This window comes from Blastomonas natatoria (genome assembly GCF_003201955.1).
Classification (GTDB): domain Bacteria; phylum Pseudomonadota; class Alphaproteobacteria; order Sphingomonadales; family Sphingomonadaceae; genus Blastomonas; species Blastomonas natatoria.
The window spans coordinates 232990-247680 of sequence record NZ_QJJM01000008.1 but is presented as its reverse complement, the minus strand read 5'-3'; the positions used below and the strand labels follow the sequence as shown (position 1 = coordinate 247680).

Annotated in this window: 14 protein-coding genes, 1 pseudogene and 1 other annotated feature; of the genes and pseudogenes, 6 read left to right on the top strand and 9 right to left on the bottom strand. The window is 61.5% G+C overall.

Features of this window, described 5'->3' with window-relative positions; all coding sequences use genetic code 11:
• Window positions 1-313: 313 nt before the first annotated feature.
• From C7451_RS12205 to C7451_RS12195, 3 genes are read right to left on the bottom strand one after another with little or no spacing between them, the layout of a single operon-like run.
• Complete coding sequence (locus tag C7451_RS12205) at window positions 314-1561, bottom strand: nucleotidyltransferase domain-containing protein (protein WP_167398525.1); 1248 nt, start codon at window positions 1559-1561, stop codon at window positions 314-316.
• Entirely contained in the window at window positions 1558-3303 is a 1746-nt protein-coding gene (locus C7451_RS12200; RefSeq protein WP_110299234.1) for an ABC transporter ATP-binding protein, read from the bottom strand. Before C7451_RS12200 ends, C7451_RS12205 begins: the two co-directional genes overlap by 4 nt.
• Window positions 3303-3779 carry a lasso peptide biosynthesis B2 protein gene (locus tag C7451_RS12195; protein ID WP_110299233.1) on the bottom strand — a complete coding sequence of 159 codons (477 nt, stop codon included), beginning with the start codon at window positions 3777-3779 and terminating at the stop codon, window positions 3303-3305. Before C7451_RS12195 ends, C7451_RS12200 begins: the two co-directional genes overlap by 1 nt.
• Window positions 3780-3895: 116 nt before the next feature.
• Here C7451_RS12195 and C7451_RS20120 point away from each other — a divergent pair, with 116 nt between their 5' ends.
• Window positions 3896-4096 carry a hypothetical protein gene (locus C7451_RS20120; protein WP_110299232.1) on the top strand — a complete coding sequence of 67 codons (201 nt, stop codon included), beginning with the start codon at window positions 3896-3898 and terminating at the stop codon, window positions 4094-4096.
• A 363-nt stretch (window positions 4097-4459) separates the two neighbouring features.
• Here the strand turns inward: C7451_RS20120 and C7451_RS12180 are convergent, their stop codons facing one another.
• Together C7451_RS12180 and C7451_RS12175 are read right to left on the bottom strand one after the other, a co-directional pair.
• Window positions 4460-5119: a response regulator gene (locus C7451_RS12180; RefSeq protein ID WP_110299230.1), complete on the bottom strand. Its 660-nt coding sequence runs from the start codon at window positions 5117-5119 to the stop codon at window positions 4460-4462.
• Between the two features lie 70 nt (window positions 5120-5189).
• Window positions 5190-7076, bottom strand: coding sequence for a sensor histidine kinase (locus C7451_RS12175; protein WP_167398524.1), 1887 nt, complete (start codon window positions 7074-7076; stop codon window positions 5190-5192).
• Between the two features lie 238 nt (window positions 7077-7314).
• Between C7451_RS12175 and C7451_RS12170 the strand changes: the two genes are divergently transcribed.
• The 4 genes from C7451_RS12170 to C7451_RS12155 all read left to right on the top strand — a co-directional run bounded on the left by C7451_RS12170 (window position 7315) and on the right by C7451_RS12155 (window position 10102).
• Window positions 7315-7623 carry a hypothetical protein gene (locus tag C7451_RS12170; RefSeq protein ID WP_110299228.1) on the top strand — a complete coding sequence of 103 codons (309 nt, stop codon included), beginning with the start codon at window positions 7315-7317 and terminating at the stop codon, window positions 7621-7623.
• A 354-nt stretch (window positions 7624-7977) separates the two neighbouring features.
• Window positions 7978-8796 carry a hypothetical protein gene (locus tag C7451_RS12165; RefSeq protein ID WP_146215359.1) on the top strand — a complete coding sequence of 273 codons (819 nt, stop codon included), beginning with the start codon at window positions 7978-7980 and terminating at the stop codon, window positions 8794-8796.
• A gap of 107 nt (window positions 8797-8903) precedes the next feature.
• Window positions 8904-9656 (top strand): copper resistance protein CopC, encoded by a 753-nt coding sequence (locus tag C7451_RS12160; protein ID WP_167398523.1) that lies wholly within the window; start codon window positions 8904-8906, stop codon window positions 9654-9656.
• Window positions 9657-9703: 47 nt separating this feature from the next.
• A complete protein-coding gene (locus tag C7451_RS12155; RefSeq protein WP_110299225.1) occupies window positions 9704-10102 on the top strand; it encodes a hypothetical protein in 399 nt (132 codons plus the stop codon).
• A 242-nt stretch (window positions 10103-10344) separates the two neighbouring features.
• On the opposite strand, the pseudogene C7451_RS12150 reads toward C7451_RS12155, so the two are convergent.
• From C7451_RS12150 to C7451_RS12140, 3 genes and pseudogenes are all read right to left on the bottom strand, one after another.
• Window positions 10345-11083: pseudogene (locus C7451_RS12150) on the bottom strand (IS3 family transposase); the annotation flags it as partial.
• Window positions 10675-10802, bottom strand: a sequence feature (AL1L pseudoknot). It overlaps the preceding pseudogene by 128 nt.
• Window positions 11084-11261: 178 nt before the next feature.
• Window positions 11262-12569 (bottom strand): type II toxin-antitoxin system HipA family toxin, encoded by a 1308-nt coding sequence (locus tag C7451_RS12145; RefSeq protein WP_110299224.1) that lies wholly within the window; start codon window positions 12567-12569, stop codon window positions 11262-11264.
• Between the two features lie 2 nt (window positions 12570-12571).
• Window positions 12572-12787: a helix-turn-helix domain-containing protein gene (locus tag C7451_RS12140; RefSeq protein ID WP_167398522.1), complete on the bottom strand. Its 216-nt coding sequence runs from the start codon at window positions 12785-12787 to the stop codon at window positions 12572-12574.
• A gap of 187 nt (window positions 12788-12974) precedes the next feature.
• Here C7451_RS12140 and C7451_RS12135 point away from each other — a divergent pair, with 187 nt between their 5' ends.
• The gene (locus C7451_RS12135; RefSeq protein WP_110299222.1) at window positions 12975-13292 is read left to right on the top strand and encodes an MbcA/ParS/Xre antitoxin family protein; all 318 of its coding nucleotides are present in this window, start codon (window positions 12975-12977) and stop codon (window positions 13290-13292) included.
• Between the two features lie 36 nt (window positions 13293-13328).
• On the opposite strand, the gene C7451_RS12130 is transcribed toward C7451_RS12135, so the two are convergent.
• The gene (locus tag C7451_RS12130; RefSeq protein WP_110299221.1) at window positions 13329-14573 is read right to left on the bottom strand and encodes a tyrosine-type recombinase/integrase; all 1245 of its coding nucleotides are present in this window, start codon (window positions 14571-14573) and stop codon (window positions 13329-13331) included.
• Window positions 14574-14691: the final 118 nt, after the last annotated feature.

Below are 14691 nucleotides of genomic sequence, written 5' to 3'. Positions count from 1 at the left end.
CACCGAGATCGAAATCGCGCGGGGTGGGGCATGCCCCACCCCGCGCGATCACCTCAATCTACACCAGAAATTACACCACGAGCGCGGACGCTAACCATATCATGGGGTCAAGTTTCTTGGCGTTTGTAACGCCTGCCCCATGGCTGACTCTCCGAACACGATGCCACACCAATCTGTTGGAGCTGGCGGCCAGGCATGGCGTCGATCCCATGACGAAGATCGATCCCCTGCCTCTCATGGTTGTCTGGCTGGTGCCATCAAGCTCCCGCCCGCGCCGTTTCCGGCTTGGGCCAATCCGTTGCAGGCCCTGCCCTCAACTCCCAAGCCAGGCGCTGATGCGCGAAAGGGCCTTGGCTTCTGCGAGCTTTTCTTCGGTGCGCATATTGGCGATCAGGTCGGGGAGACGCTGCTGCAGCAGCCGACGCCACAAGATCGGATAGCACATGACGATGGCCAGCGAATTGGGCGAGCTGGGGAATTGCTTGGCAAGCTCCGACGGCGCAGGAAATGCCTTGGAGAGGACGAACGACAATTTGCCCGCCAGCGTTGGCCGTGCCTGAACGCTCTCCAGAATCGCGACATCGTTTCTCGCTGCGAAGCTTCGCAACAGCATGTCTGCCGCCTGGAGGACCACATACTCGTCAACCTCTGCAAGTGGCAGCAGATCCTCCGGCTGGGCTTCGATCGAGCCCGGCCATTGCTGTTGCAGCAACCGCAGCATCAACGCCACGCCGCGGGTAACGCTCTGCTCCGCCGCATCGGCCCACACCATTTTCCAATCGATGCAATGCGTGGCCAGCAGCCAGTGCAGATCGGTCAGGATCAGGGGGCCGATATTGAACTGATGCTCATAGACCGCATGGACGCACAGATGCACCAGCATGTCTTCGGGCGTGGGAAACCGCATATCATGAACGGCAACGCGGCTGGGCTGCGCACGCGCCAGGACGGCCCGCGCGCGCAATGTCCGATGTTCATCGGAATAGCGCGTGCTCTCCGTCAACTGCAGGTGCAGTTCCACCGCCGTACCGCCATCGGGCGCAATCAGGCGCGGAAGGTGCTTTGACGTTTCCAGATATGCCTCGATATGCCCGGGATAATGCGGATCGCGCGCAAACCCGGCTGCTTGCAGCCGATCATAGGCGGCGATGGCTTCGCTTCTTTCCACAAGTACATCGATATCGCGCAGCGGGCGCAGGCCGGGCTCGGGATAGGCAAATTCGGCGAGATAGGCGCCCTTCAGGAAAACATGGGCAATGCGCGCGTCCTCCAGCGTCTGGTGGACGCGAACCATATCGCCCTTCGCAGCCAGTGCCCGCAAGGCCATGCTACGGCGCACCGGCAGCAGGCAGTCGCGCTGCTCGGGGGATACGAACTCCAGCAGACCCGCGCTCTTGAGCGCATGATGCAGATATGGAAGGAAGCGATGTTCCTGCCCCCAATCGAAAATCTGGGCCCAGTCTGCTCCCGCAAGGGCCCGCACCTCTTTAGCGCTCAACGATCCGGGCCGGCAGATGAGAGCAAGCGCAAGCGCCTTCAATGTCGTGCGTTCCATCATCATCCTGTCTGGGCCAGTTGGTCGCTGACCTGAGCCCATGGACCGGCAGCAGCGAGCCGCCCCTCTAGCATCACAAGGACCTGATCAGCAATTACCGCCGCCGCTGGCGTGTGCCCGATCAGCACGACTGTGGTGCTTCCGCGCAGGGCAGCAACCGCTTCCAGAATGCGCGCGGAGTTAGCGGCATCGAGGGCGCTGGTAGCCTCGTCCAGGATGAGCAACACGGGTTGCTGCAACAATGCCCGGGCCAGCGCAATCCGCTGCCGCTCACCGCCAGACAGGCCTGCGCCAGCTTGACCGATCTGCGTATCCAGACCTTCAGGAAGATCCAGAACGAAGTCCGCAGAGGCCTGGCGAAGTGCCAGGACAAGGCTGGCCTCATCGGCGCCTGGCCTCGCCCAGAAAAGGTTTTCGCGGATCGTGCCCGGAAACAGGAATATCTCCTGCGGCATGTAAGCGATCGTGCGCATCCAGCCTTGCCGATCGGCTCCCGACACCGGCTTTCCGTCAACCAGCAGCTGGCCGGCATCCGGGGTGATCAGGCCGATGATGATGTCGGCCAGGCTGCTCTTGCCTGCGCCCGACGGGCCCATGATTGCCGTGATCTTTCCTGCCTCAATCGTCACGCTGACAGCTTCAAGGGCCGGTCGGTCACGGCCGGGATAGGCGAGAGTGACGTCGAGAAGCTCGATGGCCTGGGCAAGCTGAACCGGTCGAGGCTCGCTGGTGACGTCCGCTTGCCGGGCAGCGCGGCTGGCCGCGAGGAAATCCGATACCTCGGCAAAGGCAGGCAGCATGTTGATGCACCTGCTCCCCTGCTGCTGCGCGTTCATCAGCAAGGGCATCAGCCTCGCAAACACGATTACCAGGGTAAGCAGTTCCGGCAGGGGCACCGCGAGTACCTTGAGGCCCAGATAGACATACAGCGCCAGCAGCGCAGCCCCGCAGACCTGGAACAAGGCACGCGACAGCGAACTGTTGCGCGCAAAGGACAGCTGCGCATCGCGAACCTCGGCAACCGCCTCCTTGACCCTTGAAAGGTGGCGGCGCTCATTCCCCAGCACCTTGGCCAGCTTGATGCTGCCGATGCTGTCCTGCAGAGTCTGGAGCAGGCTCCGGTTGGCGGAAACCTGCAACTGGCCCAACGCATAGGCTTCGCGATTGACCCGTGCGAGTGCCAGAAGGATCACTCCGCTCGAAACCAGCACGACCAGCGTCAGACCAGATGCGATGACCAGCGCAGCGCCGAGATAGGCGAGCGCTGCGGCAACGGCGGCAAGCAGGGCGAGCCCCGACTGGACGCCAAGTCCGACCCGGTTCATTTCGACGAGCATCAGATTGGCCAGATCGGCAGGCCGATGCGGCGCAATCCAGCGCCATTCCGCTGACAGAAGCGCCTCGAAACAGTCCTGCCTGAGGCCATCGGCAAAATCGAACTGCAGCCTTGCAACTGATTGATCACGGGCATACCCCACGACAGACTGGAGGGCGATCAGGCTGACGAATGCGCCGAGCAGACCCTCTGCGGTTGCAGGAATCCCCAGATAGGCCAGCACTGCCACGACGCTGCTTACGACGACATTGTCCGTCAGCGCTCCGCCGATGACGGACAACAGCTGAACCAGCAGCACGATACCGACCCCTTCTGTCGCGCTTGCCGTTATCGTCAGCAGCAGAACGCCGGCAGCACTTCCCGGCGGCACGCGCGCAAGAAATGCTGCAAGGGCAGAAAGCGCCTTCGGCATCAGCGTGTCAGGCTTCGGGGCACGTACATGCCGACCACCGTGAAGGCTGAAAAGCTCTCATTGCCCGTAACCTTCACCGGTCCCGTTGCAACCCAGGCATGGGCTTTGAGACCGCTGGCGAGCGGGTCGCGCGCGACACCGAAAAACAGCGCATAGGGTATGCGGTACAGCCCCAGCAGCGCGCGAGCGGCCAGGGCCTGAGCAAAGCAGTTGGCATCGAATGGGGTATAATTTGCCGCGCAGCGCACTACCTGACCAATGGCCTGCGCACGCCTGCATTGCGCCTCGGTCGCCAATGGGACCCACGCATCTACCCCCGCTGCCACGCCGACAAACCGGCCCAGATGACGGAACGGTACCAGAAGGACCGCAAGACGGGCGATCCCCAGCGCTATCCAGGCGGGGCCCAGCCAGAGTTTCTGGAAACGCGGCCATCCCAAAAATGCGGCCACCTTGCGCGAAAGCCGGAATGTCATGCCCCTTACCTGCCGCCCCTGCCGTGTCTTCGCTCCGGACTGGGTATCTGGAAAACCATGCGAAGGATAGCCAGTCAAAAGGCAGAGGACCCAATTCTTTAAATGCCGTCTGCCATATGCTTCCATGGCTTTGCGATGAGGTGCCGAGCCGGACCGCCTGTCACGCCATTCTTCGCAAGAAAAAGGTCCGCGATACATTCCGGGCGATCTGCAACCGCAACGCTTCATGGAGGAAGCGCGTGGAGATGATGCAGGCTTGGAGCGATCGGCTGGATGCGCTGCTAGAAGGTGAGTTCACACTCCTGCTGGCAGCTTGATCAGCATATCGAGCGAGAATGATTCGCGCACGGCGGGAGGGAGCAGCGGCGGTCACCGCTGGGATGTTCGCAGGCAGAGAGCCATTGGCTGAATGGCGGGTTTTGGGCGGCGAGTTGCGGCAAGCAGCCATCCGATTTGCTACTCGACAGCGGCAGCCCTCTACCCATATCCGGTCGTTCACGATCGCTGGATTTGACGTCCGGTTCCGCCAGAAGCTGCCATTCGGCTTTTTGGAATGAGCCTCGCCTCCGTACATGGCGCGAAGAGGGTGGATTCCCGCCACCCGTTCAATCGCCGCCCCAAAGTCGATCCGCGCGGGGAGGCCGGGAATGGGTGCCAGTGTTGCAACGCATTGCTCCCGTTCAGCTGCGGAAGCCCTGCCGGATCGCATCGCTGCGCGAATTGACTTCGAGCTTGCGGTAGATCGCTTTAACGTGGGTGCCGACTGTGTGGGGTGAAATGCCCAGCATGCGGGCCGCTTCCTTGTAGCTTTTGCCCTCGGCAAAGGCGCGCAGCAGTTCGCTCTCGCGCTGGGTGAGCCGGTCGTCCGCTTGACTTAAAGGTTGAACGGGCGATGAGGGTGCAGGTGAGCGCAGCAGATCGAGAAGATAGACCGCCGCTGCAGGACTGACCGGCGCACCGCCATCCAGCGTGATCGCGATGCCATCGAGGATTTGCTGGGGTGAGCTATCCTTGAGCAGATAGCCGTCAGCACCCGCCGACAAGGCCTTCACCACCGTGTCGCGGTCACCAAAAGAACTGATGATCAGCACTTTGGCCGCACATGCGGCTTTGATTTCAGGCACCAGATCATAGCCATTGCCGTCGGGCAAACCGATATCCATCAGGAACAGATCGGGCGCCAGGCCGATCAGCCCACGGCCGGTGGCAAGATCAGGGGCCATGGCGATCACATCGTGCCCTTCCGCCATTCCCATGATCTTCATGAAATAGCGACGCACCGTCGGCTCGTCCTCAATGATTGCGATGCGAACGGGTGCGGAGGCCGAAGCTGTGGTCATACCGAAGATCTATCAGCCGTGCGCATCCGCGCCCACCCCATGGCGGGGACAAAGATATGGGATGCGTGCATCAGGCAGGCTGGAGCAGAGCAAGCGTGATGCGCGTGCCTTTGCCGGGTTCGGATTGCACCGCATAATCGGCCCCCACCGCCCGTGCTCGGACCCGCATGTTGGCAAGGCCACGGCCCGCATCGCCTGCCTCCGCGCCGCCTGAGCCATTATCGGCAATGGCGATAGCGACCGCGCCATCGGTGGTTGCCGATACCTCGACCGCAATCTCGCTGCCGCCCGAATGTTTGAGCGCGTTGGTGACCGCCTCCTGCATGATCCGGAATATTTGAAGCACATCGCGCGGGCCAAGATCGGGGACATAGAGCGTGGCGGGCTGGCTCCAGCAAAAGGCAAAGCCCGCTGCCTCGATCCGCGGCTGGATGCGCGCACGGAAAGTGGCGAGCGCCGCTTCAAGGGATTCGCCCACCGAATCCATGGAGTCGACCATCAGCCGCATCTCGTCGATCACGCTCTGCAAACCTTCGGCAACCTTGGGCGGATCGGCCTCGCCCAGCCTTGCGCTCAGCATCATCGTCATCAGCTGGCTGCCGAGACCATCGTGCAGGTCGCGCATGATCCGGCGGCGTTCCTCGTCATGGGCTTGCGCCCGAACCAGCGCCTGTTCGCGCAAGCCCGCCTCGGCCAGTTCGGCTTCGCGACGTGTGACCTTCTCCTGAAGCATTGCGTTCAATGCGCTCTGCGACTGGAACAGCCGGAAGTTGCGGGTGAGGAACGCCGCTGTCATCGCCAGCAGCAGGAAGACGGCGGAATTGCCGAGATTGTCGCCGGTCAATTGCAGTTCAGGAAACCATTCAACCGCGGCATCGATCAGCAATGCTGCCGCTATGACCGTCATCAGGGCGCTTTCCAGCAGGCGATCCTCAGCCTGTGTGGCAAAGTGCCAGACGAGCCGTGCAACCACCGCCACCGCTGATGCGCCCAGATACCAGATCCAGATCATCGCAGGCACATCGAACCCTTCGGGCATAGGCACACGATAAATATGCCAGGCGATCACCGCCACCGCGCCCAGATAGACCGCCATCGTCAACGGTTGCAGCCATGGCACGGGGCGGCGGGTCCAGCTGTCGACGAAACACAGCATCGCAGCCGGGATCAACTGGTAGATCGCAAAGAAGGCCAGCATCCGCCCCCAGCCATCGACCGGCGGATCAAGCCACAGATAATAGCCCGCATTGGCCACAAATCCGGCGCACAGCAGGCTGAGCCAGGCCGCAAAGCGCCAGTCGTCCGATCGAAACATCATGATCGTCGCAATCACGCCAAGCAGGCCGAGCAACCCGCCAGTGAGAAGGTAGAAGGGCGATGCGAGGAACAATTTGCGCGCGGTATACTGTTCCAGGGCGGCGTAATCGGCGATTTTGGGTTCGAACACATCGGTATAGGGAAACCCGTCGCGCAAGGTGATGAAGGTCAGCGTGTTCGTGCCCGGCTTGAGCAACCCCGACGGCATCCGCACCAGCGTGCGGACTTGTCCGTGAAAGCTGCCATTGCCCGGCTCCATGCGCCCACGCACGACAATCGGCGATCCATTCAGAGCCAGCTGGAAATTGTCAGCCTGCAAGTTGGGGTAAATTCCCAATCCATCCGCCGGCACGCGATCAAGCGCAAAGGTCATTTTGACCGCAAACACCGCCGTGTCGCAGCAATATGTCCACGGCAACTCGGCCGGTTCGAAAAGCGCTTTTGCTGCCTCGGCAAAATTCGGCGCGGTCAGCCGGGCAACCGCGACATTGCTCACGCTGACAAGGCCCGGTTCCTTGCCCGGATCGGCATGGAACAGGGGGCGGTCGATAGCCAGCCAGTAAATCGCCTGGACCAGCAGCACAGTGGCCAGCAGCTTTCCCAGCTGCCGCCAGTTCACCCGCCCCAAAACCAATGCCACGTCATCCCCCCGAATTACGCTGGCGTGATGCAAGAAATGCATGCCTTTGGGAAGGAACAAAATTTCCGCCGTGCATCAATTGCCATTGCGGGGTTTGCTTGTCAGGCACGCCCCTTCGGGGTGAACCGATCAGGGCGTCGATATCCCATGATATGGGAGCCATAAGTCATGGGGTATCGTGCCGCCCAGCCTGCCTCTAGCTCTGCTGCCACAGCATTGATTGACCAGAGGACAAGCCATGAGAAAAGCCTTCATCGCAGCAGCCCTTTCACTCGCCAACCTGGCTCTGCTCGGCGGCATCATCGTCGCCAGTGCGAACTTGCCGGTCCATGCGCAGGGACAGAATCGCGAAGGTGTCAAGAAAACGAGCAAGGCTGTTGCCTGCCCCAGCGGCTGGAGCAGCACGAAGAACAGCGAAACCGACGTCTCGATGTGCTTCCCGCTGGGGTCATCTTCGCCAAAGCTTTACGCCAAGAGCGAAAAGGAAAGCTGTGCTGAGGGCTATCATGAAGTGTCCCGTCTGTGGTGCTCTACCAAGAAGCCCTGAGGCTCCGTTCCGGATGACCTGAAGACACACAAGGATGTTGACCGCACCGGTTGAATGCGACCCGGACCAGTGCGGCCGACCGGCAGCGCGGCCACCCCGCCGCGCTGCCAAAATCAGACTTCGCTGGCCACTGCGTTACGACGCTGTCTGTGGTTACGACGGTCGATCCAGGTCCGCGGGGTCATTGCGACCCGGCCCCGTGGGACACGTGCGGGGGCGCTGCCGCGACGCGGCGCCCCTGCATTTTACCCAGACACCAAGCAGGCAACCAGCGCGATCCCATGAGCATGGGAGCCAACCGTCACCAATTTCATATCAGGGGAATATTCGATGCGTTCACTTTCATCCACGACCATGCTTGCCGCCGCCGGGCTTATCCTGTTCGCTGCCGGTTCGCTGGCAACAGCCCCATCGGCTGAGGCACAGGGGCGCACAACGGGGCGTCTGGAACTGCCAAGGGAAAAGGGCCTTTGCCCTTATAGATGGAACCGTGAGACTGACACTTTTTGTGTGCCATCTTTGGCCGCCAATCCAACGCCAGCGGTTTATGTCCGGCAGAACAAGAGTGTTGCGTGCGATCAGGGCTATTTTGTCGATACAGATAACGATCTGGTGTGCACCTCATATGACAGGATGACCGCGCGTTTTGCCGACGTATCCGGGGGCATCGCCAGGGCCGGCATCCTGAACCGCTGCCCTACCGGCTGGCGCGCATCGACCAATAACAAGCAGTGCTTCACAGAGATCAAAAACGCGCCCATTCCGCGCTTGAAGAACGGCAAGCCGTGTGCGCCGGGTGAGCTGGACGATTGGGGCATCTGGTGCACATCGAATTACGAGCACCTCTCTTATGCTGAAATTGATCTCGCTGCGACCAGGGACTTCAACGACATCTACGCCAACGCCATGAACGATGGGCTGGATTATAATTCGATCCCATCAGGCCTGTCTCCCGATGCCAAGGTCTTCTTCAAGGGTGCAGACAAGTCTTCGGGCGCATCCGCTGCTGGATCGTCTTCGTCCGGCCAACCAGCCGCCGCCAATGCTGCCGATTGCATCTCCGGATCGGATGTTGGTGCAGCTGTCGGCGGCGCGTTCGGCGGCCGCACCGGCGCGGCCCTTGGCGGCGCGCTGGGCGGGCTTGGCAAGAAGAAGAAAAAAGGCGGCTGCTGAACAGACGGCGGCCCTGCCTGCGTCCGCATCCCCTCCCCAGGTGGATGGGCCGATCAAGGCAGCGCCTCTGTTACAATATCAAGCCAATGCAAACGAGGGAACCCAAGATGACGCGCAATTTTCTGACGACAGTCGTGGCAATTGTAGCCGCCCTGATCGCTGTCCCCGCCGCCGCGCAATCCGTGAATGTGATAAAGTCATTCCCGGCGGAGGAAGAAGTGTTGATAGAACAACCGCTCACCGCCGTGCGGCTGGAGTTCGATAAGCCGGTCGAACTGGTGCTCTTAAGCATCTATGACCCGTCCAACGAGGAAATCAGCGTCTATCCCCCGGACGGTGATGCCTCGCAAGGCACAGCGCCTGCCAAGGTTTTTGAACTGCCGCTCCCCGCCGCACTGACCGAAGTGGGCGAATACAGATTATCATACCTGGTGACCGGAAAATCCGTCGAATCGCTGAACGGCTTGATCTATTTCAAGCTGCAGGGGAAATATCCCCCGGCCCAGTTTGAGTGGCAGGTGCCTTATAATGGTGCCATTCGGTCAGAACCACTTACCGAGGTTGTGATGAACCTCGATCAGGTCGTTACTATGCAAAGCCTCGATCTGGTGCGGATGGTGGAGGTTGATGACGGTGTCTCCGTTAAAACCGTCATGGAAACCATCGCAACGATTGTTGGTGCCGACACGCCGGTCACCGGCGAGCTGACCGGGCAGAAGTTCAAATTTCCCGTCGACCCCAGCCTGACGCCTCCGGGCAAGTATGGCGTCAAATACAGCTTTACCGTGTCGCATCCCGACGGCAGCGTATCGGAGACCACCCGCACCGACAAATTCACGGTCAGTGCTCCCGGCGAATGAAAGGCCCCAGTTTTCACCCAACCCCTGTTTTGGAAAGTGACCTGACCATGCCGAAGTTTTTGCCACTGGTGATGACGGCCTGCCTTGTTGCAGCGCCCTTGGAAGCACAGCCCCGCTACACAATGGGGAACGAGCCGGTCACGCTGAGCGCGTCTGAAACCGATCCGTGCAGCTATGGCGAGATCGTCGAACTCGCGCCAGAAACCACGATCAGCGTGTATCCGGGTGCCAGCGAGGAACTTGAACCCATTGGCGAACTGGCAGAAGCCACCCCCGTCTGGGTCTGCGAAACCAGCAATGACGAGCAAATGGTCGGGATCATCTATGGAGCCTACCAAGACCAGGACTGCGAAGTATCGTCCCCGGTCGCAGAAGATACCGATTATTCCGGCCCATGCGATTCCGGCTGGGTGATGGCACGGGATGTTGAGCTGCTCGCCGGCTGAAGCTGGCAAGGCCTCTATTACGCACTTGCCCCACCTGTATTCCGGAAGAGATCGCGGCGTTGACCACTGCCCAATGACAGCATTGGGGTCGGAACGAGAAGTGCAGCTTTTGGCGAGAAGTCCATTGATGCTGCCCGGCGGGTATCAGGATCCTGCGTGGGCCACGCTCATGACCCTAGCTGGGTGGACAGGTGAACGGCAGTAATTGGTGACCCTGCCGACCGAGGTGAAAGTTCGACGTGCACCCAAAGCATGTTGGGCGCCGGCGCATGGAACTGCCGGTTCACTTGGTCGAGCGGGCAAGGTGCGGATTTGTCGCTGATCGTCGTGCGCACCGGCTTGCCGCGGATGACACCTTGCAACCCCAGGTCACGCATCAGCCGCTCGATGGTGCAACGCGCGACGGCGAAACCCTCGCGGTTCATCTGCCGCCAGACTTTACGCACCCCGTAAACACCGAAGTTCTCGGCAAAGACGCGCAGCACCTCGGGCTTCAGATCCCGATCGCGCCGAGCACGATCCGATAGCCTTCCTGGATCTCGTCGCTGAGCGACACGCTCATGATAGGTGGATGGAGGGATCGGCAGAACCCGGCAGATCGGCTCGACCCCATAAACCTCACGATGCTCGTCAATGAAGGCAGTCATCTCCGAAACGGGCGCCAAGGGATCAGGCTCGCTCCGCCCTGGCAAAATATGCCGACGCCTTGCGCAAAATCTCGTTGGCCTGGCGTAGCTCACGGTTCTCGCACTCGAGCGCCTTGAGGCGATCAGCCATCTCGGTCGGCACACCGGCGCGCTTGCCGCTATCTACCTCAGCCTTCTTCACCCACTCATGAAGCGTCTGCGGAACGCAGCCGATCTTCGCTGCGATCGAAACAATCGCTGCCCATCGTGATGGACGATCGCCTTCATGATCCAGGACCATCCGGACCGCACGTGCGCGAACCTCAGGCGCGAATTTGTTGGTTGTCTTACTCATCGTAGGCCCTTTCTCTCAGGAGTTAGGGCCTCCGGCAATCCCGGCGCGGTTCAACTCTTCGATCAACATCGCAAAGTAATCTGCGACGATCAGGTCTATTTCGAGATCGGTCCACGCTTCCGCCATGAACGCATGCTATCGAGTTTGCTGCGCGCTGACCAGGTTCGGTCTGTGCTTCTCACTCATAGGCAGTCGCCGATGGATTGACTTCCGGTTGCTGCATCTCTTCGACATCGGGCACTCTCTCTTGTCCAGCGTGCGCTTGGACCTCGGCTGCTCGTTCCTCGATTTCCTTTGCGAAGACCTCCAGTATCGATGGACCTGCTGGCATTGCTGTCACCTCCTCGACCGCTGCGGGCAGTTCGCGCAGCAACCGTGCCGTCACCTGCTCCACCCGCTGCACCGTTCCCCGCGCTGCGAGGCCTGCGGCTTCGGCCATCCGCCGCCAGTGGCGGCCGTGGACGTGGCGGCCTCGGCGTTGGCCACCGATCGCCTGCGCGTGGTTTTGTGTGATGTTCGCCCAGGCGAGGCCGGACATCAGGTCGTAGAGCGGGGCAAGCTGCGGCGCGCCCGGGCCGAGCAGGATCGAGTAGTTCTTGGCGTGCGAGTCGACGTTACCGATAGCGATATTGAAGATCACGGCGTCGAGCAGCCGGGTGATGTCGCGCGCGGTCATATGCTCGCGGACGAGGACGAACATGTCGGCGATCGAGGGGCCGCGCGTGCCGGTGCCGTTGAACTCGTACTTGGCGGCAGGCGGCCGACCGAGGGCCTGGCAGAAATCCTCCTGATGCAGGCGGCGCACGTTGTTGCCAGCGCCCGCCCGGTCATAGCGCTCGACCAGCAGGTAGCTGCGTTCCCCTGCAACGCCCGTCGTCACGGGCGCGACGTTGAGACCGGTGCGACGGGCGAGAACCATGCACAGCGCTTCATTCTGGACGCTGCCCAGCAGGCGTGGATTGTCGGGCTTGAGGATGTGCGTCGATGGCGCGCCATTGATCGGCACGGCGATCTGACCGTCGATGACCGCAACCGGCAGCTTTTCCTGTGCGCCGGCAAGACTCATCGAGACGCCGTCTTCGCCCACCAGGAATGGCCGCGCGGGCAGTTCCTCGATGATCCGTTCCAGTGCACTGGCATCCGGGATCGGACGATAGCCGGGCTCGCCGCGCGGTTGCTGGGGCGCGATGCTGAGCGCGCCAGCCAGATCGTTGCCGGTCTGCGCGATCAGACCGAGTGCGTCCTCCGGTGCAGCGCCTAACGCGCGTGTCATGGCGCGAAGCGGTTCGCCCTCCGGCAGAAGGTTCATGAGCCAGGGAAGGACCTGTTCTCCCTGATAGGGCTCTGGCCGGATCGGCATGGCCAGCGAGATCGGGAAGCTGTCAGCGGATGAATTCCAGGCATCCGCATAGGCAAGGCGGGTTGCCTGCGCATCGGCGCTGATCGTGGCAACTAGGCGGTCTTCGAAGTGAACCGGAAGGTCCACCGTCAGGCCTGCGAAATGCCGGTTGCGGTGAGCCGCAGGCCGACTGCCTTGGCTGCGGCGAGTGCCTTGCCGAGTTGGGCGGTGGGCTTTCCTGCTTCCAGGTCGACAATGAAGCGTTCGCCGCTGTTGATGACGAGCGCCAGTTCCCGCTGGGTAAGGCCAAGGGCCTTGCGGGCCGTGGCGACGGCTGCGCCGAATTGGGTTGCGTTGTCGATCATGTCATTCTTACCGAGCGGGAAGTTCTCATATGCGCTGTAGAGTTTCAAGAGCATTTCTTCCCGATCGGGAAGGCTGCGCTTTGATATCGACGCTTATCCAAAAATTCTTACCGATCGGTAAGTTGGCTGGTGGTCTGAACGGACGTTCCATGCTATCGAGGGGGCGTCGAAGTCAGTGGATCTGTCCATGTCGATCGCCAGCGCTCAATACGACGATGAAGAAATACTGGCCATGACGCGGACGGCCGCTGCATTGGTCGCGCGCTGGGGCGTTCAAGATGAAGCAGCCGAGCGGCTTCTCAACGGCGAAGGGCGGGCTGCAGCGCTGCTCGGCATTCATCGCGCATTACGATGCATATTCGCTGACAGCGATAGAGCCGCGCGGTGGATTGCTGCACCTAACGAGGCCTTTGATGGGGCCTGCGCGCTCGATCTCATGCTGGCAGATGGCCTCGCAGGTATGCGGCGCGTCGAGGCCTACCTTGATGCGGAAATCGCCAGCTGAACAGATTGGTGACAGATCCTGAGCGGTGCAGCAGGATCAACCCGGCAACGCGCTCGCAGCGCCCGATGGCTTGCGGAAGCTGCCTTGCAGCACCTTTGCACCGGACCTGAGCTGGTCGAGATAGTCCGCCCAGCTCTGCATCATCCTGATCCGCTCATCCCAGTGCTCGCCGCGCGCGTAGGCGCGGCGGACGTCGTCGGTCTCGGCATGGCCGAGCTGGCGCTCGATCGCGTCGGGGTTCCAATGGCCTTGCTCGTTCAGCAGCGTGCTGGCCATGGCGCGGAATCCGTGGGCGGTCATCGTGGTGCCATCGAACCCCATCCGCCGCAGCGCGAGGTTGATCGTGTTTTCACACATCGGCCGGTCGCGCTTGCCTTGGGCGGGGAACAGATAGCGGCGGTTGCCGGTGATCTCGCGCAGCTCTTCCAGGATGGCGAGCACTTGTCGGCTGAGCGGCACACGGTGCGCGACGCGCATCTTTGTCTTGTCGGCGGCGATGGTCCAGGTGTTGCGGGTAAAGTCGAACTCGCTCCATTCTGCCTGCCGCAGTTCGCCCGGACGCACGAAAACATAGGGGGCTAGCCTCAGCGCCGCATGGGTAACCGGATAGCCTGAATAGGCATCGATAGCCCGCAGCAGAGCGCCCGTTTCCTTTGGCGTGGTAATGGCGGCGCGGTGCGTTACCTTGGGCACGATCAGCGCGCCGCGCAGGTCTGCCGACACGTCGCGGTCGGCGCGCCCCGTGGCAATGGCATAGCGGAAGACCTGTCCGCAGGTGCTGCGCAGCCGTCGCGCGGTTTCGTAATGCCCGCGCTTCTCAACCGCGCGTAGTACGGCTAGCAATTCGGGAGCCTTGATCTCGCCTACCTTGCGATCTCCGATCATGGGGTAGGCGAATTCGAGCAGCCATGTCAGCTTGCCCACAGTCACATCGGCACGGCCCTCGCGTCGGGCCTTGTCGAGCCATTCTTCCGCCACGGCCTTGAAGCTGTTCACATTGGCGAGCGGCCCGGTAATCTTGTCGATCTTGCGCTTGGCCGCTGGGTTGATCCCCTCGGCGATCTGCTTCTTGATCTCCAGTCGCTTGGCTCGCGCCTCGGCCAGGGTGATGGTCGGATAAACCCCGAGTGCCGCAGTGGCCCGCTTTTCACCGAAACGATAGTCCATCCGCCAGTATCGTTGACCTGCGGCCGTCACCAGCAGGTACAGCCCGCCCCCATCAGAGAGCTTGTAGGGCTTGTCGCGCGGCGCGGCTTTTCGGACGGCCAGATCGGTCAGCATGGTGCTACCTCTGTCGGTTTTGATACCGTCAGATATACCGTCATGTACCGCCAATTTCAACGAATTCGGCTGGATGCCGATGGACGCCCAACTTGTCGGAAGTGGCTGTTTTCTTGGA

What these genes read in the sequence shown, in the direction of transcription:
- C7451_RS12170 (WP_110299228.1), top strand. Translation starts at nt 7,315, where the DNA reads ATGAGAAAAGCCTTCATCGCAGCAGCCCTTTCACTCGCCAACCTGGCT.
- C7451_RS12160 (WP_167398523.1), top strand. Translation starts at nt 8,904, where the DNA reads ATGACGCGCAATTTTCTGACGACAGTCGTGGCAATTGTAGCCGCCCTG.
- C7451_RS12140 (WP_167398522.1), bottom strand. Translation starts at nt 12,787, where the DNA reads ATGATCGACAACGCAACCCAATTCGGCGCAGCCGTCGCCACGGCCCGC.
- C7451_RS12135 (WP_110299222.1), top strand. Translation starts at nt 12,975, where the DNA reads ATGTCGATCGCCAGCGCTCAATACGACGATGAAGAAATACTGGCCATG.
- C7451_RS12130 (WP_110299221.1), bottom strand. Translation starts at nt 14,573, where the DNA reads ATGCTGACCGATCTGGCCGTCCGAAAAGCCGCGCCGCGCGACAAGCCC.
- C7451_RS12155 (WP_110299225.1), top strand. Translation starts at nt 9,704, where the DNA reads ATGCCGAAGTTTTTGCCACTGGTGATGACGGCCTGCCTTGTTGCAGCG.
- C7451_RS12165 (WP_146215359.1), top strand. Translation starts at nt 7,978, where the DNA reads ATGCTTGCCGCCGCCGGGCTTATCCTGTTCGCTGCCGGTTCGCTGGCA.
- C7451_RS12205 (WP_167398525.1), bottom strand. Translation starts at nt 1,561, where the DNA reads ATGATGATGGAACGCACGACATTGAAGGCGCTTGCGCTTGCTCTCATC.
- C7451_RS12180 (WP_110299230.1), bottom strand. Translation starts at nt 5,119, where the DNA reads ATGACCACAGCTTCGGCCTCCGCACCCGTTCGCATCGCAATCATTGAG.
- C7451_RS20120 (WP_110299232.1), top strand. Translation starts at nt 3,896, where the DNA reads ATGCTTCCATGGCTTTGCGATGAGGTGCCGAGCCGGACCGCCTGTCAC.
- C7451_RS12195 (WP_110299233.1), bottom strand. Translation starts at nt 3,779, where the DNA reads ATGACATTCCGGCTTTCGCGCAAGGTGGCCGCATTTTTGGGATGGCCG.
- C7451_RS12200 (WP_110299234.1), bottom strand. Translation starts at nt 3,303, where the DNA reads ATGCCGAAGGCGCTTTCTGCCCTTGCAGCATTTCTTGCGCGCGTGCCG.